The 23,865-nt window shown below is 26.5% G+C and carries 20 protein-coding genes; 10 read left to right on the top strand and 10 right to left on the bottom strand.

Annotated features, from left to right (window positions below; genetic code table 11):
* The first annotated feature begins 173 nt into the window (after positions 1-173).
* Positions 174-2,792 (top strand): calcium-transporting P-type ATPase, PMR1-type, encoded by a 2,619-nt coding sequence (locus NGI68_RS16255; RefSeq protein ID WP_251862490.1) that lies wholly within the window; start codon positions 174-176, stop codon positions 2,790-2,792.
* A gap of 209 nt (positions 2,793-3,001) precedes the next feature.
* On the opposite strand, the gene NGI68_RS16250 is transcribed toward NGI68_RS16255, so the two are convergent.
* The 4 genes from NGI68_RS16250 to NGI68_RS16235 all read right to left on the bottom strand — a co-directional run bounded on the left by NGI68_RS16250 (position 3,002) and on the right by NGI68_RS16235 (position 7,989).
* Positions 3,002-3,877, bottom strand: a complete 876-nt coding sequence (locus tag NGI68_RS16250) for a ComEC/Rec2 family competence protein (RefSeq protein ID WP_251862489.1) — start codon at positions 3,875-3,877, stop codon at positions 3,002-3,004.
* Positions 3,878-3,923: 46 nt separating this feature from the next.
* The gene (locus NGI68_RS16245; protein ID WP_251862488.1) at positions 3,924-4,433 is read right to left on the bottom strand and encodes a gamma carbonic anhydrase family protein; all 510 of its coding nucleotides are present in this window, start codon (positions 4,431-4,433) and stop codon (positions 3,924-3,926) included.
* A gap of 378 nt (positions 4,434-4,811) precedes the next feature.
* Positions 4,812-6,161, bottom strand: coding sequence for an APC family permease (locus tag NGI68_RS16240; protein WP_251862487.1), 1,350 nt, complete (start codon positions 6,159-6,161; stop codon positions 4,812-4,814).
* Between the two features lie 472 nt (positions 6,162-6,633).
* A complete protein-coding gene (locus tag NGI68_RS16235; RefSeq protein WP_251862486.1) occupies positions 6,634-7,989 on the bottom strand; it encodes an APC family permease in 1,356 nt (451 codons plus the stop codon).
* Between the two features lie 455 nt (positions 7,990-8,444).
* Here NGI68_RS16235 and NGI68_RS16230 point away from each other — a divergent pair, with 455 nt between their 5' ends.
* A complete protein-coding gene (locus tag NGI68_RS16230; protein ID WP_251860972.1) occupies positions 8,445-9,662 on the top strand; it encodes an IS701 family transposase in 1,218 nt (405 codons plus the stop codon).
* A 385-nt stretch (positions 9,663-10,047) separates the two neighbouring features.
* Here NGI68_RS16230 and NGI68_RS16225 read toward each other — a convergent pair whose 3' ends face one another.
* Positions 10,048-10,422 carry a hypothetical protein gene (locus tag NGI68_RS16225; protein ID WP_251862485.1) on the bottom strand — a complete coding sequence of 125 codons (375 nt, stop codon included), beginning with the start codon at positions 10,420-10,422 and terminating at the stop codon, positions 10,048-10,050.
* Positions 10,423-10,966: 544 nt separating this feature from the next.
* On the opposite strand from NGI68_RS16225, the gene NGI68_RS16220 reads away from it, so the two are divergent.
* Both NGI68_RS16220 and NGI68_RS16215 read left to right on the top strand, forming a co-directional pair.
* On the top strand, positions 10,967-11,431 hold the full coding sequence (locus tag NGI68_RS16220) for an Lrp/AsnC ligand binding domain-containing protein (protein ID WP_251862484.1): 465 nt from the start codon (positions 10,967-10,969) through the stop codon (positions 11,429-11,431).
* 406 nt (positions 11,432-11,837) lie between these two features.
* On the top strand, positions 11,838-12,137 hold the full coding sequence (locus NGI68_RS16215) for a hypothetical protein (protein WP_251862483.1): 300 nt from the start codon (positions 11,838-11,840) through the stop codon (positions 12,135-12,137).
* 97 nt (positions 12,138-12,234) lie between these two features.
* Here NGI68_RS16215 and NGI68_RS16210 read toward each other — a convergent pair whose 3' ends face one another.
* Positions 12,235-13,074: an MBL fold metallo-hydrolase gene (locus NGI68_RS16210; protein WP_251862482.1), complete on the bottom strand. Its 840-nt coding sequence runs from the start codon at positions 13,072-13,074 to the stop codon at positions 12,235-12,237.
* Between the two features lie 192 nt (positions 13,075-13,266).
* Here NGI68_RS16210 and NGI68_RS16205 point away from each other — a divergent pair, with 192 nt between their 5' ends.
* Complete coding sequence (locus NGI68_RS16205; protein ID WP_251862481.1) at positions 13,267-13,917, top strand: superoxide dismutase; 651 nt, start codon at positions 13,267-13,269, stop codon at positions 13,915-13,917.
* A gap of 235 nt (positions 13,918-14,152) precedes the next feature.
* Here NGI68_RS16205 and NGI68_RS16200 read toward each other — a convergent pair whose 3' ends face one another.
* Positions 14,153-14,575: a hypothetical protein gene (locus NGI68_RS16200; protein WP_251862480.1), complete on the bottom strand. Its 423-nt coding sequence runs from the start codon at positions 14,573-14,575 to the stop codon at positions 14,153-14,155.
* 972 nt (positions 14,576-15,547) lie between these two features.
* Here NGI68_RS16200 and NGI68_RS16195 point away from each other — a divergent pair.
* Complete coding sequence (locus NGI68_RS16195; protein ID WP_251862479.1) at positions 15,548-16,249, top strand: hypothetical protein; 702 nt, start codon at positions 15,548-15,550, stop codon at positions 16,247-16,249.
* Positions 16,250-16,374: 125 nt separating this feature from the next.
* On the opposite strand, the gene NGI68_RS16190 is transcribed toward NGI68_RS16195, so the two are convergent.
* Together NGI68_RS16190 and NGI68_RS16185 are read right to left on the bottom strand one after the other, a co-directional pair.
* Positions 16,375-16,788 carry a bacteriohemerythrin gene (locus NGI68_RS16190; protein ID WP_251862478.1) on the bottom strand — a complete coding sequence of 138 codons (414 nt, stop codon included), beginning with the start codon at positions 16,786-16,788 and terminating at the stop codon, positions 16,375-16,377.
* Between the two features lie 158 nt (positions 16,789-16,946).
* Positions 16,947-17,309, bottom strand: coding sequence for a hypothetical protein (locus NGI68_RS16185; RefSeq protein WP_251862477.1), 363 nt, complete (start codon positions 17,307-17,309; stop codon positions 16,947-16,949).
* Between the two features lie 285 nt (positions 17,310-17,594).
* Here NGI68_RS16185 and NGI68_RS16180 point away from each other — a divergent pair, with 285 nt between their 5' ends.
* Positions 17,595-19,601, top strand: coding sequence for a fructose-1,6-bisphosphatase (locus tag NGI68_RS16180; RefSeq protein WP_251862476.1), 2,007 nt, complete (start codon positions 17,595-17,597; stop codon positions 19,599-19,601).
* A 211-nt stretch (positions 19,602-19,812) separates the two neighbouring features.
* On the opposite strand, the gene NGI68_RS16175 is transcribed toward NGI68_RS16180, so the two are convergent.
* Positions 19,813-20,766 carry a N(5)-(carboxyethyl)ornithine synthase gene (locus NGI68_RS16175; protein WP_251862475.1) on the bottom strand — a complete coding sequence of 318 codons (954 nt, stop codon included), beginning with the start codon at positions 20,764-20,766 and terminating at the stop codon, positions 19,813-19,815.
* 240 nt (positions 20,767-21,006) lie between these two features.
* On the opposite strand from NGI68_RS16175, the gene NGI68_RS16170 reads away from it, so the two are divergent.
* The 3 genes from NGI68_RS16170 to NGI68_RS16160 all read left to right on the top strand — a co-directional run bounded on the left by NGI68_RS16170 (position 21,007) and on the right by NGI68_RS16160 (position 23,656).
* On the top strand, positions 21,007-21,627 hold the full coding sequence (locus tag NGI68_RS16170) for a TrkA C-terminal domain-containing protein (RefSeq protein ID WP_251862474.1): 621 nt from the start codon (positions 21,007-21,009) through the stop codon (positions 21,625-21,627).
* A 305-nt stretch (positions 21,628-21,932) separates the two neighbouring features.
* The gene (locus tag NGI68_RS16165) at positions 21,933-23,150 is read left to right on the top strand and encodes an IS701 family transposase (RefSeq protein ID WP_251860972.1); all 1,218 of its coding nucleotides are present in this window, start codon (positions 21,933-21,935) and stop codon (positions 23,148-23,150) included.
* Positions 23,151-23,464: 314 nt separating this feature from the next.
* A complete protein-coding gene (locus NGI68_RS16160) occupies positions 23,465-23,656 on the top strand; it encodes a hypothetical protein (protein ID WP_251862473.1) in 192 nt (63 codons plus the stop codon).
* Positions 23,657-23,865 lie beyond the last annotated feature (209 nt).

Raw genomic sequence — 23,865 nt, 5'->3', positions numbered from 1 at the left:
TTAAGTACTTTAAACTATTCGTCATTACGGACTTAAATCCCGGATAGTTTGCTCTTTAAGAGATTGCAAGACCTTTGTCCTATATTAAATATAGGGCAAAGGTCTTTTTATTTATAAAAACTTAATTTATATTATATAATAATTTTACAAACAATAATAGAGAGGTGAATATTATGTGGTTTAACAAAACTTCTCAGGAAATACTGGAAGAACTTAATGTGGATCCTACTAATGGGTTAAGTTCTGAAGAAGTAGAAAAAAGAAAAGAAAAGTATGGCCTGAATAAATTAAATTCTAAAAAGCAAAAATCTTTATTAAAAATGTTTTTTGAACAGCTAAATGACATACTAATTTACATACTACTTGCCGCAGCCATAATTTCTGGTATTTTAGGTGAAGTTAGTGATGCAGTAATAATAGCTATAGTAATCATCATTAATACAATTATTGGAGTTGTTCAAGAATCAAAAGCTGAAAAAGCATTAGAGGCATTAAAACAACTTTCAACTCCTAAAGCTTTAGTAAAAAGAAATGGAGAAAACATGGAAGTTCCATCAGAAGATGTAGTTCCTGGAGATGTAGTAGTTCTAGATGCAGGTAGATATGTTCCCTGTGATTTAAGACTTATAGAAACTGCCAATCTTAAAATAGAAGAATCTGCTCTTACAGGTGAATCTATTCCTGTAGAAAAACGTGCAGAAGGAAAGTTAGAAGATCCTAAAACTCCTTTAGGCGATCAAAAAAATATGGCCTTTATGTCTACACTATCTACTTATGGAAGAGGTATTGGTATAGCTGTAGGTACAGGTATGGATACTGAAATAGGTAAAATAGCTAAAATGCTTGAAGGAGAAGATAAAGAACTTACTCCTCTGCAAAAAAAGTTAGCTGAATTGGGTAAAATCTTAGGTATTGCTGCTCTAGGTATATGTGCTTTAATGTTTGTTATTGCTTTATTGCAAAAAAGAGACATTCTAGAAATGTTTTTAACAGCTATCAGTCTTGCAGTTGCTGCTATTCCAGAAGGTCTACCTACTATAGTAACTATAGTTTTGGCTATAGGGGTTCAAAAAATGATAAAGGAAAATGCCATAATCAGAAAACTTCCTGCTGTTGAAACTTTAGGTGCCGTTAATATTATATGCTCAGATAAAACCGGTACTTTAACTCAAAATAAAATGACTGTAACTAAATTTTATGCTAATAATGAAACTCAAGATATAGATAAACTAAATGGAGAAGATCCTGTTCATAAATTACTCCTTCAAAATTTAGTTTTATGTAATGATGCTACTTTTTCAAATGATTCTAGCACTGGAGATCCTACTGAAATAGCTTTATTAGAAGCAGGAGCTAAATATAATATTATTAAAAATAATATAGAAAATGAATATAAAAGAATAGATGAGATTCCTTTTGAATCTGATAGAAAATTAATGACCACTGTAAACAACTTTGATAATAAAAGTTATGTAATGACTAAAGGTGCTATAGATAATCTATTAAAGATTAGTAAAAAAGCTTATATAAATGGAGAAACAGTTAATTTAACAGATGAGATAAAAGAAAATATAATGAATGCATCTAATGAAATGTCTAAAAATGCTCTTAGAGTTCTAGGCGCCTCATATAAAACATTAGCAGATAATGATTATAATAAAGAATATCTAGAATCAGATTTAACCTTTATAGGCTTAGTAGGTATGATAGACCCTCCTCGTGAATCTGTAAAAGGATCTATTGCAGAATGTAAAAACTCAGGTATAAAAACTATAATGATTACAGGAGATCATAAAGTAACAGCTTTTGCTATAGCAAAGGAACTAGGCATAGCAGAAGATGAATCTCAAGCTATATTTGGATATGAATTAGATGATATGTCTGATTCACAACTAAGTTCCAAAATTGAAAATTTGAGAGTTTTTGCCAGAGTATCTCCAGAGCATAAGGTTAAAATAGTAAAAGCCTTAAAATCTAAAGGAAATATAGTTTCTATGACAGGTGATGGAGTTAACGATGCCCCTTCTCTAAAAGCAGCAGACATAGGTGTAGCTATGGGTATAACAGGTACAGATGTTGCTAAGGGAGCTTCTGACATGGTTTTAACTGATGATAATTTCTCTACCATCGTATCTGCAATAAAAGAAGGAAGAAATATATATAATAATATTAAGAAATCTATTATATTCCTTTTATCTTGTAATCTTGGAGAAATTTTGGCTCTATTTATAGGTATACTTCTTGGATGGCCAGCTCCATTAAGACCTATACATCTTTTGTGGGTTAACTTAATTACAGACAGTTTACCAGCCTTATCTTTAGGTGTAGATCATGGTGATCCTGATATTATGAAAGAAAAGCCAAGAAATCCTAAAGAAAGTTTATTTGCAGGTGGTGCAGGCGTTTCTCTTATATTAAATGGTTTATTAATAGGTATTCTTACATTAATAGCTTTTGAAGTTGGAAGAATAAGATATGCTAACTCATTAATGCATGCTCAAACTATGGCTTTCGTTGTATTAAGTGTATCTCAATTATTCCACTCATTTAATATGAGACACCCTAAAAAATCTATATTCCAATTGGGGTTATTTTCAAATAAATATTTATTTGCTTCTGTAATCTTTGGAATATTACTACAGGATATAGTTATAACAGTTCCATTCTTAGCTTCTGTATTTAAAGTTTTTGATTTAACAGCTCAGGATTGGATATTTGTAGGTGCTTTATCTGTAATACCTTTAATAATAAATGAAATAATTAAATTCTTTAAAAGATTAAAAGATAAATAAAATATTAATATATTAGATTTATTTTTAAAATACCATCTTTGGTAAAGAAAATGTAAAACTTCAATCCATTCAAATATAGGATTTACTAAAAATTTTTTAAATTTAAAGTATATATTTACTTAAAAAATACTGCCAAAACTTTAGTCTATAAAAACTAAGTTTTGGCAGATAATATTTTGTACACAATTTTAAATTTTAATAATTTAATTTTAAGATATCATTTTATAATATATATTTCCTATAAAATTTTTTCCCTTGTTTATATAATAAACATATTTGCTCCAAATAACTTTATTATCTCTAATCACTAAAGTACCCTTATTACTTGTTGTAAACACTTCTATTCCTTTATTCTTTAATCTATCCAGCACAACTTTATCTGGACTATATCTTCCATCACAAGTGACAATAGCCACATTAGGCTTTGCCTTATCCAAAAGTTGTAAAGTATTACTAGTCTTAAATCCATGATGAGAAACTTTTACAATATCACATTTTTTTATTTGTTCATTATATAACATCTCTTCTTCTTCTTTTTTTTCACAGTCTCCTAAAAATAAATATTTTATTCCATCTATTTTACCAGATAGTACTATAGAATTATTATTCTCATTTTTACAATCTACACAAGTTGGAACTATTGCTTTTAAATTTAAATGTGCCCCTTTAAGTTCAAATCCATGTTCTATCCATTCATATTTAGCCTTATGCTTTTTTACTATATTCATTACTTTTTTCTTATCTCCCCCATCATGTTTGGGTAAATAAACCTTTTTTACTCTACCTGTTTTTAAAAGTAGATTTAAACCACCATAATGATCATCATGATAATGAGTTAATATAATACCATCTATTTTATCCACATTGTTAGAATCTAAATATCTTAAAACTTTTCCACTGTAATATCTCCACCCAGTATCAATTAAATAGTTCTCTTCTCCTGTTTTAATTAATATGCAATCACTTTGACCCGTATCTATAAAATGTACCTCTATATTTCCTTCCTTTGCGGAAGCTTTTATGCAAAAAAAACTTACTACAACAACAATAAACACTAATAAAACCTTAGGTGCTTTTATCTTCATAATACACCTCCTTGCTATGTGTTTATTTTTTGTAGTAAATTATATTTTATCCTCTATTAAAATTTTCATTTAAGGTTATATAATCCTCTGCTGACTCTTTTATACTTGCTATTTCTTCCTGCGTAAGTTCTCTTATTACTTTGGCAGGTGATCCTATACATAATACTCCTGAAGGTATTTTTTTGTCGGATGTTATTAAACTTGCAGCTCCAACAATAGTATTTGATCCTATTTCCGCTCCATTTAATATGATAGAACCCATTCCTATTAAAGAATTGTCATTTATTTTACATCCATGTAATATAGAACCATGTCCTACAGTTACATATTCTCCTATGTATACTTGTCTATCACCTTCATCTACATGAAGAACACAATTATCTTGTATATTGGAGCCATAACCTACATGTATACTATTTATATCTCCTCTTAAAACTGCTCCAAACAATACAGTAGATTTTTCTTCTAATATTATATTCCCTATCAAATCTGCACTATTAGCTACAAAAACATTTTCTTTTATTATAGGTGTTTTTCCATTGTATTTATAAATCATCCCAAGCCGTTAAGCAAAACCTTATAAATTTTACTAACGGATTCACCTCCCTTTTGTAAAATTAATATATTAAGTACCATTTCATTAGGCTATTTAAATTTATTGAGTATATTTAAATTAAATCTAAAAAAACAAATAAAATTCTAAATTATATTTAAAGTAAATATATAAAACAAAATAAAATTCTAAATTATATTTAAGATAAGTATATAAAACAAAATAAAATCTAAGATTATATTTAACTTAAGCTTATAAAATAAACAAATCTTTAAATCATAAAGCCCTGCACACTGGCACAGGGCTTTTAATACATCTATTATAACATTATTATAAAATTTATTACACTTTTTTATTAAAACTATTATTATATTACAAAATTCACTTTTGTTTTCTCAAATTATCTAGTTGCTGCTTATCCTTCATTTTCATGTAAAGATAAAACGGTACACCTATAAATCCTAATATTAATCCGTATAAGGCTGATTCAGGCCCTGCTCCATAAACTGCCCAAATAGCATAAACCAATCCTATTAATGGAACAATTGAGTTTATAATAAAGTTCCCAACATTAAACTTCTCTTGTCTTTTACATAAAAGCAATATATCTGCAGCATTAGTTATAGCATATACAGGTAAGTATGCTAATGTAGCAAGCAAAATCATAAAATTATAAGCAGCAGTCATAGATCCTACATAATTCATCAGAAGAACAATATTAGTCAATATTCCATTTATTATAATGCCTACATAAGGTGTTCTATATTTAGGATGAACTTTAGCAAAAGCTTCTGGAAACATTCCGTCTATAGCTGCTGCATAAGAAATCCTAGCTGTTAACATTATCCACCCTGATATAGTTCCAAAAATTGTTACAACAATAGATAATAAAAATGCATTTACAGCTCCGCTACTTAAATGCAGGGCTAATATATCACTCATAGGAGAATTACTTTTTGCTAATATGTCCTGTGGTAATCCACCCATAGCTACAAAGCTTATTACTAAGTACACAACAACTGATATCAAAAGTCCGTAAATAGTACTTAATTTAACATTTTTTTCAGCACTTTTTATTTCACCTGCTGCTATGCTAGCGGATTCAAATCCAGAGAATGCCCATAAAGTAGTTGCTGCAGCTAAAGGTACAGTACTAAAACCTTTTCCTTTTGGAAAAGCTGGAGTAATATATTGTGGATTAAAATTAGCAAAGCCTATTATTACAAATATTAAAAACACCCCTAATTTAAATATAGTTATGATAGTTTCAAAAGCACTGGCTTGTTTTACCCCTATTATGTTTAATATATTAAATACCCATAATATAGCAGATGTATATAAAAAAGCATATACTCCATTAGTTTTCAAAGCTGGTATTAAACTTGAAGTATAACTTGCTATAGCCGTTATTATAGCCGCATTAGCTATACAGGTAGCACTCCAGTAAAGCCATGCATTAGTAAAACCTACAAAATCTCCAAAAGCTATTTTAGCATATTGATAAGGCCCTCCTGTTTTAGGAATCTTTGATCCTAATCGTGCAAAAGATAATGCTAAAAATATAGAGCCTACACCAGTTATAATCCAAGCTGCCATAGTAGCTCCTGGTCCTGATACTGCAGCTAAAGTAGCTGGAAGCATAAATATTCCTGATCCAATTATATTACCAGCCACTATAAATGTAGCAGCAAAAAGTCCTATTTCTTTTTTTAATTTATTATTGCTCTCCATATTAAAACTCCTTTCCTTTTATCTTTAGTAAAAATTACAGACTAGTCTATAATTAAAATTTTCATATAATTATTTATAACCATTAATACTATTATTTATTTGTTGTGTAAAAATTATTACTTCTAAATAAATACATTTTTAATATTTCACCATATTTTACCTTGTTTTCAGAATATATTATCTAAAATTTCCCTTTAAAATTTATTATTATTTTTAATTTGACTTGTTGTGCTAGTTAAATTGAACTTACAGAATCATATTTTCCACATTAAGTCAATGCTAAATAAACTAACAGTAATATTAGCTTATTTTAAAATAAAAAACATCATATACACTATATAGAATCTAGTAAAATATATTTTCAAAATAAATATATTTGCATTTAAACATAAACAGCTAAAAATAAAAGCTATGAATTTAAAACTCTAAGTTTAAAAATCCATAGCTTTATTTTATTAAATTAAAAATAATTTTATATATTTTCTACATCAATAGCATCCCTTGAAATATCCTTTTTGCTTTTTAATTTCATGTATGTATAGAACGGAACTCCTGCTAACATTAACATGAATCCGTATAATACAGTTTCAGCTCCTGAGCCGTATATGGCCCAACAGGCATATATAAATCCTATTAATGGTATTATAGCTATTTTTATAAATTTACCTACAGTTAATTGTCCTTTGCATTTAAATAACAATAATATATCAGATGCAGAAGTTGTGGCATAAACAGGTAAATATGATAAAGTTGCTAAAAGTATCATGAAATTATAAGCAGATACCATTCCCCTTGATGAATTTAATATTAATAATATATTAGTCAATATAGCATTTATTATTAATCCCTTATATGGAGTTTTATACCTAGGATGTAGTTTTGCAAACACTGCTGGAAACAACCCATCCTTAGCCACTGCATAGCTCATCTGACCTGCAATCATTATCCACCCTGCAATAGTACCTAATATGGTTATAACTATAACTAAATTAAATGTTTTCACTATTCCGCTACCAAAAAACTGAGCTAATATATCTGTCATTGGTGAAGGGCTCTTAGCCAACACTTCTTGAGGTATAGCTCCCATAGCGAAAATGCTTATTAATACATAAAAAATAATAGTTATTAAAAGACCTAATATTGTACTTCTTCTTATATTTTTTTCTGGATCTTTAATTGATCCTGCTCCTACTGCGGCAGATTCAAATCCTGTAAAAGCCCATAATGTAGTAGCAGCTGCTAAAGGTAGAGTGCTTATTCCTTTCCCTTTTGGCATAATTGGTGTAACGTTTTCCACATTAAAGTGAGTAGCTGCAAAAACTATAAAAAATACAAATACTAAAAATTTAAATACTGTAATAACAGTTTCAAAGCTAGCAGTTTCTTTTGCTCCTTTAATATTTAAAAACGTAAATATCCATAATATAGCACTATTAAATAAAAGGGCGTTAAAGCCATTATTTAAAGCTGGAATAAGATAAGATGCATAACTTCCTATAGCTATTATAATTGCTGCATTAGATATCCATGTAGCACTCCAATAAAGCCAAGCATTCAAGAATCCTATAAAATCGCCAAATGCTAATTTTCCGAATTCATAAGGTCCTCCTGTTTTAGGAATTCTACTTCCTAATCTACCAAAGGATAGTGCCATAAATATAGATCCTATACCCGTCACTAACCAAGCTAATAGAGTAGTTCCTGGACCAGACACTGCTGCCAAACTAGCAGGTAACATAAATACTCCTGATCCAATCATATTTCCCGCAACTACGCAAGTAGCTGCAAGTAGGCCTATCTTTTTGTGATTATGACCTTCATTATCCATTTTTTAGTTCCTCCCAACCTCCAACTTCCTAAAAAGAAGCTTTGTTACTTTATATTTTATATTATGTGATAAATTTGTCAATAATTTTAATATATTAGGGAAATAAGGGTGAACAATAAAAATGTTGTAATAAGTTTCTCTATATTTTTTAAACCAACTAAAAGTAATAAGAAAAAGGCTATATTTTTAATTATACCGGTAAATTCATAAATATACAGTGTTTTAATAAAATTACATAGATTTTCATCATCTTTATTAATTGTTTTTTATAATTCTTAATAAATTCTTTTAAATTAAATATTAATTTAGGTAAACCTTTAAAATTTCTTATAACTTTAGTTATGCAAAATAAAAATCTAAATTGGTAAAACTACCAAAAAATAAATATGGCATACTTTCTCTCACTGTGTTATATAAAAGTTACCATACAAATACAAACACAGGAGGTAAGAAGTATGCCAAGTACTAATATTGTATCCATTAATAATGAACTTTACAATTACTTAAATGATGTAAATTATGGAATGTCTAAGCCTCAATTTAATCATTTAACCAATATTGCCAATGGATTAATTAATTTACCTGGCACTAAAACTTTATCTGAAATTGCTAAAAATGTGTTGTCATCAAAAGATAAAAGTTGTATTTATAGATTTTTAAGCCATTCTAAATGGGACCATAGTCTTCTGAACAACAATAGAATTAGCTATTTAAACTTTTTCCTTGAGCATAATATTAAACCTAAATCCGTAGGGTTTTTGATTATAGATGATACTGTAAATCCCAAGAAATCAGCAAAGAAAATGCAAGGATTATCTTATAATTACTCTCATACAGAAGACAAAAATATTTGGTCACATTGTGTGGTTACTTCAAATTTTGTTGTAAATGATAAATCTATTCCTTTACAATATAAACCTTACTATAAAAAGGAATTTTGCAAAGATTTAAATAAAAATTTTAAATCTAAGATTGATATTGCAAAAAATTTTATAACTTCTTTTAAAACTCCATCTAATTGTGAAAAAATGTATTGTCTTATGGATTCATGGTATACAAATAATAATTTAATAGAAGCATCTTTAGCAAAGGGCTACCACCTAATAGGAGCAATTAAATCTAACAGAAAAATATCTCCATTAGGAATTTCAATGCAGTTATCAAAATTTGAAAAATTCCTTAGTCCTAACACCTTAGACCTTGTTACAGTTGAAGGTAAGGACTATAGAGTATATACCTATGAAGGTAATGTTTCTAAATTCCCTTATGCTAAAATACTTATTTGCTATGAAGTCACCCATGATGGATTCAAGAACCCAGTATATTTGCTGTCTACCGACATCTTATTAAATGCAGAAACTATAATTAAATATTATTCTCACAGATGGACTATAGAAACTTCATATAAATATTTAAAAAGCAATTTAGCTTTTGATAAATATAGAATGCGTAGCATTTTGTCTATAGAACGATATTTTCTTATAGTATTCTTAATCTATAATTTTTTAGAATTATTTAGAGTTAGTTCCAACCACGGAGATTTTAAGACTATAGGTGAAACTCAGAAATATCTAAACAGCCTGACGGCAAAAGCACTTGTGTGCTTTATATATGAAAAATCAAAACAGAATATTGAACTAAAAGATATTTTATCTGAGCTAAAAATCCCTTAGAGTTTTTAAAAATTCATCATATAAAATTGGGCAAGTGTTTTCATATTATATGGATAATATATCATAATAAGTATAATATCGTCTCAATAGGTAATTTAGCTTTTGAAATTGCCTAACTAAAGTTATAATACTTTTTTATAGCATCTATAAGGTTTTTGTAATGATTAATTTATAAATATCATTATATATCAATTCTATTTATTGAATTTTTTACCATATAATCTACAGCAATCATTCAATAAATATACATGGCAATTTTAAAGAAATTTATTTTAATATACCATCATTTTTTTCAATGAATCCTATACAATATACATGTTGATTAAAGCTAAAAGCACACTAAAAACTTAGTTTTTAGTGTGCTTTTAGCTAAACAAATCTTTGTTTATTTTTTCTTATTATTTTTTTTGTTATCCTTTTCTTTTTTAACATTTTTTGCTCTATTAGGCTTAGCCTTAGGCCTAATAACCATATCATCTTTTTTCTTTTTAGGCCTTCTGCCGCCACCTAACCCTATTAGATCCAAAAACCATAACGTAAGAATTATAACTGCAGCAGATTGAACATACTGCCATACGGTACCATTAATATTTACTTTCAATAGTACAGGTAAAAATAGTGCAAATACAGATAGTCCAAGTACTATCCATTTATTAATCTTAACTTTGTCTAAAACATAAATTTTAAGAGCAGTGTAGCCAATTATAACTACAACAGAAAAGAAAATTACTTGTAAAATAAACTTTAACCAAACTGGCATGACTTTCCCCCCTAATTAAATTTCATACTATATTATTATTATATATTTAAAATAATATATCAATATATTTGATATAAATACTTATACTTAATATAGTTATATCAAATTTATATTATAAATATGTAACAACATACAATATAATAACATATTATATTAGAGAATAAAAATTCTAACATAAAAAGGATTGTAAATAATTCCCCCTCTAAAATTTACAATCCTTTTTTATTATATAGCCATACCTAATTGCCTTGCATATTATCAAATATAATACTTGAATTCCAATATAATACTATTTCTTAAATTTCTATTTGTGTTATAATATTTTTAACATTAAAATTCTTGCTGTTTTTTTAGATTAATAACTTTTGTTAAAATCATAATCTATAGCTGAATTTTTATTTATTTGTTTATTAAGTAATGTTATTAGTAAAGTGACGTTTCAAAATTTAACAAATTCATAATTATTTCTGGTATAATATTTATAAAGTAATAAAATAAAAGTATATTAGTTTAATTAAACTAATCATAACTTGGAGGTGTTGACGTGGATTTTAATATAGATGGTTTAGATGAGCTGGACTTGCAGATACTTGAGATTTTAATCAAAGATTCTAGAACTCCTTTTTTAGAAATAGCCCGAAAATGTCATGTTAGTGGCGGTACAATACATGTTAGAATGAAAAAGATGCATGATATAGGAATAATAAAAGGAACAAAACTTATAATAGATAACTCTAAACTAGGCTATGATGTTTGTTGTTTTATAGGCATTTTTTTAGACAAAGCCTCTTACTTTAATTCTGTATTGGAAGAATTAGATGAAATTAAAGAAATAACGGAACTTCATTACACAACCGGTCAATATTCTATATTTGTAAAAGTAATATGCAAGAGTATTACTCATTTACAAGACTTACTAATGAATAAAATACAAAAGGTTGAAGGAATTCAAAGAACGGATACTTTTATTTCTTTATCTCAACTAATAGATAGAAATATAAACATATAATAAGTAAATTGCGACATAACAGACTTTAAAGGATAAAAATTAAAACAAGGAATACTTTTAGTCAATAGATGGCTATAAAAATAAAGAATACTAATATTTGTATCCTAAGATTTAAGCTAACGGCCTAATGCCACGTCCTGTGGCAACTAGGCCTAAGTAAACGTCCTGTTTACTTTACGCTTAAATCTTAGTTTACAAATAAAGTATTCTAATTATTTTTCTAGATATCTATTTTCCCTAAAAGTATTCCTTTTTTTACCTAATGGTTGTAATCTTACTTTAAGTGGTGATTTTCTTATATTAATACTTTGTTAATACAATTTTAAGATAAATAGCATTATTTGTTTTTTCAATTATGCTATAATGAATTATAAATTAAATTTATATAAAAGGAGTTAATGTTTTTATGCCATTCACAAGCAATAGTCCTTGGAAAATAAGTGGAATTTTGTTGTTGGTATTAATCGTGATTTTAGCTAATTTTTTAATTTTCACTGCACTTCCTATAGTTATAGTAGCAGGCATAGTATTATTTGGAGTATATAAATTAGTTAACTATATAAAATCATGGAAAATAAATAAAAAAGGCTTTAAAAATAATAAACAAAGTGAAAAACATTTTGAAAAATTTGAGGATGTTACCACAGGTGATATTCCTGATATTTCTCAAGAAAATGTAATTGATGTAGATTATAAAGAAGTTTAATTCTAATTCAAATATAAATTTTACGCTTTTAAATTAAAAACATAAAAAATAAGCTATAGGAATAGATAATATTAAAACTTTATCTACTCCTATAGCTTTATATTTCTAATATAGTCCCTGTATTATTTAAAAAAAACCTATCTTTTAATTCTTTTAATTTTTCTATAGCAAGCTCCCCTGTGCAATGTGATACACCTATAAGATCAATATCTAATTTATTTAAAGCTTCTATAGTCTTATTTATTCTATTCTCGTCACATTTAACAAGATGAGTTCCTCCTAGGACAGCATATATTTTCTTATTAAATCTTTCGCTTATACTATTTAATATATTAATAATTCCAATATGACTACATCCTACTAAAACCACTAATCCTCTACATGTATCTATAACTAGTGCAACTTCTTCATTAAAATCATCTAATATATACCCTTCACCCTTCTTTATTACCATATTGGCTGTAAACTCTTCAAAATTATTATTATTCTTAAAATTTGTAACTATAAATATATCTGGTTCTATTTCTAAGATGTCTTCTTCAACATAGTTTACCGGGATACCCTTATCTATTAGATATGTTTCATGAAAATCTATGCCTAAATATTTATATTCTCTTTCTTTTCCTATTTTAAATTTATTACTGTTTCTAAAGAAATTATCACTTACATATAGTTCTGGATAACATTTTATGTTTTCTATAAAAGTCTTTACCCCTCCACAATGATCATAGTGAGCATGACTTAGTATCATATAATTAGTTTCCTCTAAATCAATGTTCAATTCATTAGCATTCTTTATAAAATCTCCAGAAGAACCAGTATCAAATATTATATTACATCTTGGAGTATTTATGTACATAGAGAGTCCATGTTCTTCTATAAGTTGGCTTCCATCCTTTTTAGAATTCTCTATTAAGGTAGTTATCTTGACACTCATATAATTCTCCCCCCAATAAGTTATAATTGTAAAGTAATTACAAATACACTATAATTCTACCACAAATTTATATATTTAAAATATCTTTATATTATTTTCTTAATAAAGACTTTATTTTTTATCATATTATGTGTCCAAATTGATTTATATAAATATAATAATATTGATAAAACGTTTTTAGGAGATATTTAAATGGTTGTTGCTAAAGAATATAATTTTAATAATGTAACTGGAATGACTTCTAGACAGTTGACTGAACATTATAAACTATACACAGGTTATGTAAATAACATAAATGAAATTTGGAGTATACCTAACGATGCTGAAGATTTTAAAAATAGTAATGCTACTTTTAGTAGGTTAAGATGCATAAAACGAGGAGAAAGCTATGCTTTAGATGGCGTTAAATTGCACGAACTATACTTTGAAAACATGACTTCTGGCCATGTACCTATGAATGGAGCTATATTAGATAAAATTCTAGAGGATTTTAATTCTGTAGAAAATTTCACAGAGCTATTTAAAGAAACTGGAAAATCAATGAGGGGATGGGTTGTATTAGGTATTGATCCTATGGATACAAAGCTTCATATCTTTGGGTCCGATGCTCATGATAATGGTGCACTATGGCTATCTTATCCATTGCTTGTAATGGACGTATATGAACATGCTTATTTTATGGATTTTGGTACAGATAAAACTAAATATATGGATGTTTTTCTTCAAAATGTAAACTGGAATTTGATAAATGAGAGATTAGGAATGTACTATACTATAATAAACGCCATAAATAGTAACATATTTTTGACTAATACTATGAATTATAGAAATATGTTCTACTAAATTTCATTCTTAATATTTATAATAATTCTTTTTAATTATCATATGAAAAGAAAGATTTCTAAGCAGCCCATCCTTAAATAACAAGCTCCTAAGAAATCTTTTTATTGGAAGAAATGTGGGAGGGAAATATCAATAAATATCTTATTAAGATTCAGATGGAGTTATATCTTTGTTATAAAGAACCTCCATCCAAACCTTTAGGCTATTAATCAATAATATGGGAATTTGCTTAATCTTATAATACAATAACCTGATTGAATTTTTTCACTTCCCACTTTTTATCATATTTTTTATATGAGTCTCCACTTATTTTTACTTTATAGGGTTTTAGACTTACTAACTCTAACATTAAATTTAGTTTTTCTTTTCCTGTGTCTACACAGATTTTGTTTAATGGATTGTAAGGATCCATTTCTTTTTTTTGCAGAATATAATTTTCATATTTTAAAAATGTGCTTATATCCTCATCTACTTTAAAACCTATAGAAAATACATCCAATGGAATTTTGGCTGTAAAATTTTCCGATTCTAAATTTTCATAATTCATGCTCTTTATATTAGTTATGAATCTTGTATATTCTTCTTTTAACTGATTTTTTTCAATATCACCAATATCAAAATAAGATATACTTATAGGGAGTAAATCAAATATATTCATATTTTTATCACCTTTAACTGTAAATTTTAAGGTTGTCCATTCTATAGTTTCTTGTTCTATACATTATATTATTATTTATAAAAAATGTTACTACCTTACATTTAATATTACTATTATTCTCTTTTTTTATTCATTCATATAAAACCATTATCATCCATGAACTCACAGTATTCCATTTATAATATTAAGTTTTCTCTTATTTTTTATTAATTTCAAAAATTTTATTTTCTTCACTTTATTCATCTGCACCACCCTATTTTTATATTTTAATAGTATTACAATCCATTGTGCTAGTTAAAGTAACTTTAGAAGTCATATTTTTCTAAGTTAAACTTTGAACCAATCTTACTGATAGTTAAATTAGTGTTTTAAAATACCTTTCTATAAATCACATTAATATTGTAAAAATACTCCATATAATTATTGGATTTAAAATAACTTTCCATAAAACTATCATTATATTCTAATATAAATAAAAATATTACTTTAAACATAAACAAAATTTTGTTAATTGAATATTATATATTGACAGGCTAATTTGTACACAAAGGAGGTATCTTTATGTGGGGTTGTGCTTGGATATGCTGGTTAATAGCTTTGATTATAATATTTGCAATAATCTGTAATTGTCAACGCCGTAATCATTGTTGTTGGTAATTAAATACGAATAATGATCTGGCAAAGTTCCAGCGCTGGACTTAGATAAAAACATTATTTGAAATCACCACCTCCCTGTGTTTATTTTCCTCTAAAATAAGCACAGGGAGGTGTATTTTATTTTAAGTACATTTTATTATTTTATTTCACATGTAAATAAATAATTTTATTTTCTATTACTTCTACACAAATTGATAGCTTTTTATATTTCTATATTAATTATAATTATATAATCATACAATTTAATATTAACCTATTCACAAAATTTTATCTTATTTCATAGACTATATATAGTAATATTCTTGGGGGAATATAATGGATAAATATAAAAAAATTTTTTTAAACCATAGCTTAATAAATATAATAATCTCTAAAAAAATTCTATCTTATACAAAAGACATGGAAAAAAATAATTTAGAAGGATGTATTATAGATTTTAAAGGTGGAGAAGATTTTAACACTATTTTAGATATTAAAACTAATTTAGGTAAAATAGAATTTCCTGGCTGGATTACTTTAAAAGAACATAAAAATTTAGACAATTCTTTTTCTCAACATAGCATAGCAACGTGGGTTAAAGAAAAAAACTTTCCTGATAATTACAGATATATTAATTTTGAAAATCCAGTTTGCTCTTTTTCTTTAAAATACCTTTCATTTTTTCCAGTTAAAATAACAGCTTTTGATTCAAATAACAATGTGTTAAAGGTTATGGAAGGTAAAAAAAATTGGTCTGATGAAAAAGGTTATGCTGAACTTTCCAATTTAGATATAGATATGGGAAATAACATAATAGATCATATAAAAGTTGAAAGCTTTGCAGAATATATTGGTGTTGACTCTCTAAAGACCTATAAAAAAATCGAACCTACCAATTCTCATAAAACTAATAATATAAGCAATAGTGAATTTGACAAATTCTTTATAGCTCTATGCATATATTTATTATTTTTCCACACAAGAAATAACAATAATTACTATTATGATAAGAAAAAAAATAAAAAAAGAAGAAAATAACTATCAAATCAAACCTTCGTCCATAATAAAAGCACTATCAAAATTTATTCATGATAGTGCTTCTTAATTACTCTACAAATATAAAAATATATTTATAACATTCAATGATTTCCCCATAGGATATATTAATATACTCCTAAACCATTTAAATAGTCCTTATATTTTAAATCTGATTTTAATATATGATTCTCTATCCAATTCACAACAAATTCTAATAAATCCATTAAGAAACTTTTTTGTTTCTCATCTATTTTTTCTTCATTTATAGAACTTATTTTTTTTATAAATGCTTCATGCTCTATTTTATGATTGTCCACATCCCCATACTCATATTTTCTCATTACCTCTTCCTCATAAGAAAAATGAAATACTGTGTATTCTTTTAATGTTCTTATAGTGCCTACAATTTCATCAAAATGATCATATTTGTCATCAAGTAACACTATACTATAAATTTTATTTGCAAGCTCAAATAACTTCTTGTGTTGTTCATCAATTTGTCTTATGTTACAGCTATAACTGTCCTTCCATTTAAACATTAATATCCCCCTTTTAATATTATCAATATTGCTATTTTTTAATATACCAATGATTTAAAATAAATATAGATATATAAAAAAATATAAACTAATTAACCAAATATTACAATACTAAAAATATACAAATAACTATTATATTACTTTTAAAATATCTAAATTTACTTTTTATCCACAATTTTATATTCTGCCTCTACAAATTTACCTCTATAAAATTCTTTTGACTCACCATATACTCTAACTTCTTCTTTTATAGCCTTTTGTTTTATAACTTTTCCAGTAAACTTACTCAATTTTACACCACCATCTAAAGTCATTCCTGCCACATTAAAAATAGATTTAGTTGCCAAAGACCCTATCTTCCCCAATAACTTTCCACCGTTCTTTGCTCCTTTAGCTATATTAGTGTGGTCACTCTTTTTTAAATTTTTATATAAAATTTTCCCCGTATTTTCACATACATTTTCCATATTATCACCTAAAAAAGCTCCAGTAGACTTTATAAATTTACTTAATTTGTTCATAAGGACCTCCTATTTATATGATTTATTAACTAAAATTTGATGATTTTTATCTAAAAACTATATATAATTATTATAGTGAAAAGATTTTTATTATTAAACTATATTTTAGCTTTATATTGAATGTTTTTATGGGTTGTATAAATATATGTTTTCTTATATGATAAAGTATATACTATTTAACATATTTTAAGCAATTTAGCATGCACATTATTGTATATATATCATATTTATATAATTAGTAGTATATGATACTTGATTATATATTAATATAAAAGGAGAAAAATCATGACTTTATATGATGAGAATAACCTACATATAATAAAAAATAATTTGAGATATTTAAAATTGTTGTCCAAACAGTATCCTAGCATTTCAAGTGCTAGTTCTGAAATTATAAATCTTCAAGCTATCTCTAATTTACCTAAAGGCACAGAGCATTTTATAAGCGATGTTCATGGAGAATATGAATCTTTTACTCATATGTTAAAAAATGCTTCAGGAGTTATTAAAAGAAAAATAGATGATATTTTTGGTACTTCTCTAAGAGAAAGTGATAAAAAAAATTTAGCTACACTTATATACTACCCTGAGCAAAAATTAGATTTAATAAAAAAATCAGAAAAAAATTTAAATGATTGGTATAAGATAACTTTATATAGATTAATACGATTATGTCAAATAGTTTCATCTAAATATACTAGATCTAAAGTTAGAAAAGCTCTCCCTTCTGATTTTGCATACATTATTGAAGAATTATTAAATGAGCAAGGGGATAGAGTAGATAAGCAAGAATATTACAACGGTATAATTGAAACTATTATAGATATTGATAGATCTTGCGAATTTATAATAGCCATATCAAAGGTTATTCAAAGATTAGTAGTAGACAGACTTCACATAATAGGTGATATATACGATAGAGGACCTGGAGCTGAAATTATAATTGATGCCCTAACTAAACATCATTCTATAGATATTCAATGGGGTAATCATGATATTGTATGGATGGGTGCTGCTGCTGGCTGTGAAGCTTGTATTGCTAATGTAATAAGAATATCCCTTCGTTATGCAAACCTATCCACATTAGAAGATGGTTATGGTATAAATTTAATGCCATTAGCTACTTTTGCTATGGATTTTTATAAAGAAGATAATTGTAATAATTTTAAGCCTAGGACTATAGATAAAAATTTAAATGAAACAGATATAAAACTTTTATCAAAAATGCACAAGGCTATATCTATAATACAATTTAAATTAGAGGGGCAAATAATTAAAAGAAGACCTGAATTTAAAATGGAAGAAAGATTACTTTTACACAAAATAGACCTAAAAACAGGTACCATTAAATTAAATGGCAATGTCTATAAATTAAACAACAATAATTTCCCTACAGTAGATATAGAAAACCCTTATGAACTAAATGAAAGAGAAAAAGATTTAGTAGAAAAACTTTCAAACTCTTTTGTTATTAGTGAAAAATTTCAAAGACATATAAAGTTCTTGTATAGCAATGGAAGTATGTATCTAAACTGTAATTCTAATTTGTTATATCATGGATGTATACCTTTAAATCATGATGGTTCCTTAAAAGAAGTAAATATATGTGGTGAAACTTTAAAAGGAAAATCACTTTTAGATAAACTGGATCACTTAGCAAGAGAAGCTTACTTTTTTAAAAAAGATCCTGAATCAAAATTATATGGTATGGATATGATGTGGTATTTATGGTGTGGTCCTAATTCTCCTTTGTTTGGTAAAGCAAAGATGACGACTTTCGAAAGATATTTTTTAGATGATAAAAGTACACATAAAGAAGAAAAAAATCCTTATTATAAATATAGAAATGATGAAAAAATGTGTACAATGATATTTAAGGAATTTGATTTAGATATTGATAATTCTCATATAATAAATGGACACATTCCCGTAAAAACTAAGGAAGGCGAAAACCCTATAAAAGCTAATGGTAAACTATTAGTTATAGATGGCGGCTTCTGTAAAGCTTATCAGCCACAGACAGGCATTGCAGGATACACATTAATATATAACTCCTATGGATTGCTATTGACCTCTCATGAGCCTTTTAGCTCTATACATAAGGCTATAGTGGAAGGGAATGATATACTTTCATCTACTATAATATTAGAGCATGTATCATCAAGAAAAAGAGTATTAGATACAGATATTGGTAAGGAAATAAAAAAACAAATCTGTGATTTAGAAATGCTTTTGGTGGCTTATAGAAAAGGTCTTATAAAAGAAGAAAATGAAACTCATACCATATGTTAATGAACGTTAAACTCCAATTTATAAAATAGAAACAAAAAGACCTCTTGATGTCTTATAACATACAAGTGGTCTTTTATATTTCAATTCTCCGTAAATAACTGATAAATATTACCTACCTTTTTATTTTTATAGTGTATAGTATTTATATTACATAAATACTACCATTCATATAATTTATAAGGTCTTTTAGTCTATTTTCCAAAATAAATTTTTATACTATCATTTCTTCTACTTCTGCAATAACATCCAAATAGAATTCTAATTCTTTGCTATATACATATTTGCTAAAAGCTTCACTTATAGCTTTACTAGATTGTCTATAAAATATGGATGGTGAATTATTAACTGCATAGTAGTACTTGCCATCCTTATTATATATAGGATCTGATGCTGTTGTATGTCTTGCACCTTCTATAGCTTTCCCAAGATTAGCTGCTGCATCTACTATTAGGCAATTTTTCTTTAATTTACCTTGATCTTCTAAAGTTAATATATGAGTATGTGGATTATCCATTTCTATACCATTTATTATTATATCAAACTCACTTAAATCATCTTTTAACTGATTCATTGTTTTTCTATAAAACATTCTTATGTCTGGGTTAAATTTAGATATTGCAGAAAAAGCCCCTTGAGATACATTCCCTGATCCTAATATAGCAACCTTAGTTTCTGAAGTTGGTATGCTTCCATAGTTCATAATTGCATGCATAGTGGATGCATATCCTGCTATATAGCTGTTTTTTCTTACAAAATTAGATGGAATCCAATCCATTGGTATTACATAGTTCTTATAATAGATTGAAGGATGGATGTTATCTAAATCTACTACAATTAGATTCTTAGGTATGCCTTGTTCTTCCATAAATGTCTTTCCTGATCCTTCTGGATGAGTCCAACCAACTATAATTTGTCCTTCTCTTATATATTGGTAGTCCTCAGGTTTTAAAACTTTTAGTAAAAATACACCTTCACAAGTTCTAAATATATCTTCTCTAGAACTTATGCTACAACCTGCATTTACATACTCCTCATCCGAAATTCCTAGAGTTTCACCAAAACCTGTTTCTACTACTATTTCATTTCTGAAATTTTTAACATGTTGTGGTAATAAACCAACTCTTTTTTCATTTGGATGATGTGGTATTAAAAATCCTAATTTCATATATAACCTCCTTTATTTAATCTTACAATAACTATAATATTAACCAATATTTATTATAGTTACAACTTTATATTAAATATAAAGTTGGTGAACATACATAATATTATACACTATAAGAATTTTTGTGTCAAAAATATTAGTTATACTAGTGGCATTAATATTGAAAATATAGTAATATGTTATAGGGATACCATATATAGTACTCATATTCTTAATTATGCATATTAGGAGGAATCATTTATGAAAAATAGTACTGGTCCTTTATACAAAAATATAGCCTTAGACATAGCTAACCGCATAGTTAGAGGAAAATTGAAAAGCGATGAAAAGATAAGTGGCAGATCTACTTTAGCTAGTATGTATAATGTATCTCCTGAAACTATAAGAAGAGCTATTGCACTATTAGAAGATATGAGTGTGGTAAAATCTACTAAAGGTAGTGGGATAGAAATACTCTCTATATCTGCCGCTGAAAAATTTATAGAACGAAATAAGTCTAATGTATATTTAGCTACAGTTAAAGAGAATATAGAAGACATTCTTTTAAGAAAAAAAAGCTTAGATGAAGAGCTTCAAGAAAATTTTAACAAAATGTTAGACTTAATGGATCGTTTTGAAAACATTTCCCCATTTACTTTAATAGAAGTAGCTATAGAAGAAAACTGCAAATATATTGGTAAAAAAGTGAATGAAGTTAAGTTTTGGCAACAGACTGGGACAACTATGGTAGCATATAGAAGAGGAAAAGAAATTATAATATCCCCTGGTCCAAATTATATATTTACAAAAGGTGATATTATTGTTGTAATCGGTTCTTCTAATGTTTACAAGAAAGTTTATAACTTTTTATATGAAAAGTAAATACACATAAGATTAATAATGCATTAAGAAACTATGTATCTAATATCTTATTGTATTAATAATTTTAAAAATTAATTATATTTTATCTACTTATACATTTAATTTGTATTTTCATATAGATAGTTTCAAAATTTCTGTAATTTTGAAACTATCTATTTTTACTTATCTATTTTTACTTATCTACTTTAGTTATGCAAAATAAAAATCTAAATTGGTAAAACTACCAAAAAATAAATATGGCATACTTTCTCTCACTGTGTTATATAAAAGTTACCATACAAATACAAACACAGGAGGTAAGAAGTATGCCAAGTACTAATATTGTATCCATTAATAATGAACTTTACAATTACTTAAATGATGTAAATTATGGAATGTCTAAGCCTCAATTTAATCATTTAACCAATATTGCCAATGGATTAATTAATTTACCTGGCACTAAAACTTTATCTGAAATTGCTAAAAATGTGTTGTCATCAAAAGATAAAAGTTGTATTTATAGATTTTTAAGCCATTCTAAATGGGACCATAGTCTTCTGAACAACAATAGAATTAGCTATTTAAACTTTTTCCTTGAGCATAATATTAAACCTAAATCCGTAGGATTTTTGATTATAGATGATACTGTAAATCCCAAGAAATCAGCAAAGAAAATGCAAGGATTATCTTATAATTACTCTCATACAGAAGACAAAAATATTTGGTCACATTGTGTGGTTACTTCAAATTTTGTTGTAAATGATAAATCTATTCCTTTACAATATAAACCTTACTATAAAAAGGAATTTTGCAAAGATTTAAATAAAAATTTTAAATCTAAGATTGATATTGCAAAAAATTTTATAACTTCTTTTAAAACTCCATCTAATTGTGAAAAAATGTATTGTCTTATGGATTCATGGTATACAAATAATAATTTAATAGAAGCATCTTTAGCAAAGGGCTACCACCTAATAGGAGCAATTAAATCTAACAGAAAAATATCTCCATTAGGAATTTCAATGCAGTTATCAAAATTTGAAAAATTCCTTAGTCCTAACACCTTAGACCTTGTTACAGTTGAAGGTAAGGACTATAGAGTATATACCTATGAAGGTAATGTTTCTAAATTCCCTTATGCTAAAATACTTATTTGCTATGAAGTCACCCATGATGGATTCAAGAACCCAGTATATTTGCTGTCTACCGACATCTTATTAAATGCAGAAACTATAATTAAATATTATTCTCACAGATGGACTATAGAAACTTCATATAAATATTTAAAAAGCAATTTAGCTTTTGATAAATATAGAATGCGTAGCATTTTGTCTATAGAACGATATTTTCTTATAGTATTCTTAATCTATAATTTTTTAGAATTATTTAGAGTTAGTTCCAACCACGGAGATTTTAAGACTATAGGTGAAACTCAGAAATATCTAAACAGCCTGACGGCAAAAGCACTTGTGTGCTTTATATATGAAAAATCAAAACAGAATATTGAACTAAAAGATATTTTATCTGAGCTAAAAATCCCTTAGAGTTTTTAAAAATTCATCATATAAAATTGGGCAAGTGTTTTCATATTATATGGATAATATATCATAATAAGTATAATATCGTCTCAATAGGTAATTTAGCTTTTGAAATTGCCTAACTAAAGTTATCTATTTTTACTTATCTATTTTTACTTATCTATTTTTACTTATCTATTTTTACTTATCTATTTTTACTTATTTATTTTTACTTATTTATTTTTACTATATTCTTTTACTTATTTATTATTTTATTACTAATTAAATATTTACATAATAAATTCAAAAAAGAGAAAACTAATAAAAAAGGAGGAATGAACATGGATTTAACAACTAAAGATATTATTAAGAAAAAAATATTAGACGCTCAAGAAAATGTGAGAGACTATCAAATGTATTCTCATAAAATAGATGACAAAGATGTGGCTGATCTTTTTGGAGAATTTGCAGAAAATGAAGCTATTCAAGCAAAAAAACTTCGTAATGTATTAGACAAATATGATTCTTATTAAAACATATAAATAGTACAAAATTATATTTTAATAGCCTTTAAAAATTAATAATTAAAATCAGTAAATTTTTAAATAGCATTTAATTATAAAGATAAAGAATACTCGTATTTATGCACCAATATTTAAGCAAAATAAAATAGCAAAAATTCCTCTCTTATTTATCGCTTATATATTAGATCACAAATTAAGTATTCTAATTATTTTTTATA

Origin of the sequence: Clostridium sp. Marseille-Q2269 (genome assembly GCF_943736985.1) — a bacterium.
Taxonomy (GTDB): Bacteria; Bacillota; Clostridia; order Clostridiales; family Clostridiaceae; genus Clostridium_F.
This window is presented reverse-complemented; position numbering and strand designations above follow the sequence as displayed.

Excerpts from the sequence above, each read along its gene's own strand:
- NGI68_RS16255 (WP_251862490.1), top strand. The coding sequence starts at position 174 with ATGTGGTTTAACAAAACTTCTCAGGAAATACTGGAAGAACTTAATGTG.
- NGI68_RS16250 (WP_251862489.1), bottom strand. The coding sequence starts at position 3,877 with ATGAAGATAAAAGCACCTAAGGTTTTATTAGTGTTTATTGTTGTTGTA.
- NGI68_RS16245 (WP_251862488.1), bottom strand. The coding sequence starts at position 4,433 with ATGATTTATAAATACAATGGAAAAACACCTATAATAAAAGAAAATGTT.
- NGI68_RS16240 (WP_251862487.1), bottom strand. The coding sequence starts at position 6,161 with ATGGAGAGCAATAATAAATTAAAAAAAGAAATAGGACTTTTTGCTGCT.
- NGI68_RS16235 (WP_251862486.1), bottom strand. The coding sequence starts at position 7,989 with ATGGATAATGAAGGTCATAATCACAAAAAGATAGGCCTACTTGCAGCT.
- NGI68_RS16230 (WP_251860972.1), top strand. The coding sequence starts at position 8,445 with ATGCCAAGTACTAATATTGTATCCATTAATAATGAACTTTACAATTAC.
- NGI68_RS16225 (WP_251862485.1), bottom strand. The coding sequence starts at position 10,422 with ATGCCAGTTTGGTTAAAGTTTATTTTACAAGTAATTTTCTTTTCTGTT.
- NGI68_RS16215 (WP_251862483.1), top strand. The coding sequence starts at position 11,838 with ATGCCATTCACAAGCAATAGTCCTTGGAAAATAAGTGGAATTTTGTTG.
- NGI68_RS16210 (WP_251862482.1), bottom strand. The coding sequence starts at position 13,074 with ATGAGTGTCAAGATAACTACCTTAATAGAGAATTCTAAAAAGGATGGA.
- NGI68_RS16205 (WP_251862481.1), top strand. The coding sequence starts at position 13,267 with ATGGTTGTTGCTAAAGAATATAATTTTAATAATGTAACTGGAATGACT.
- NGI68_RS16200 (WP_251862480.1), bottom strand. The coding sequence starts at position 14,575 with ATGAATATATTTGATTTACTCCCTATAAGTATATCTTATTTTGATATT.
- NGI68_RS16195 (WP_251862479.1), top strand. The coding sequence starts at position 15,548 with ATGGATAAATATAAAAAAATTTTTTTAAACCATAGCTTAATAAATATA.
- NGI68_RS16190 (WP_251862478.1), bottom strand. The coding sequence starts at position 16,788 with ATGTTTAAATGGAAGGACAGTTATAGCTGTAACATAAGACAAATTGAT.
- NGI68_RS16185 (WP_251862477.1), bottom strand. The coding sequence starts at position 17,309 with ATGAACAAATTAAGTAAATTTATAAAGTCTACTGGAGCTTTTTTAGGT.
- NGI68_RS16180 (WP_251862476.1), top strand. The coding sequence starts at position 17,595 with ATGACTTTATATGATGAGAATAACCTACATATAATAAAAAATAATTTG.
- NGI68_RS16175 (WP_251862475.1), bottom strand. The coding sequence starts at position 20,766 with ATGAAATTAGGATTTTTAATACCACATCATCCAAATGAAAAAAGAGTT.
- NGI68_RS16170 (WP_251862474.1), top strand. The coding sequence starts at position 21,007 with ATGAAAAATAGTACTGGTCCTTTATACAAAAATATAGCCTTAGACATA.
- NGI68_RS16165 (WP_251860972.1), top strand. The coding sequence starts at position 21,933 with ATGCCAAGTACTAATATTGTATCCATTAATAATGAACTTTACAATTAC.
- NGI68_RS16160 (WP_251862473.1), top strand. The coding sequence starts at position 23,465 with ATGGATTTAACAACTAAAGATATTATTAAGAAAAAAATATTAGACGCT.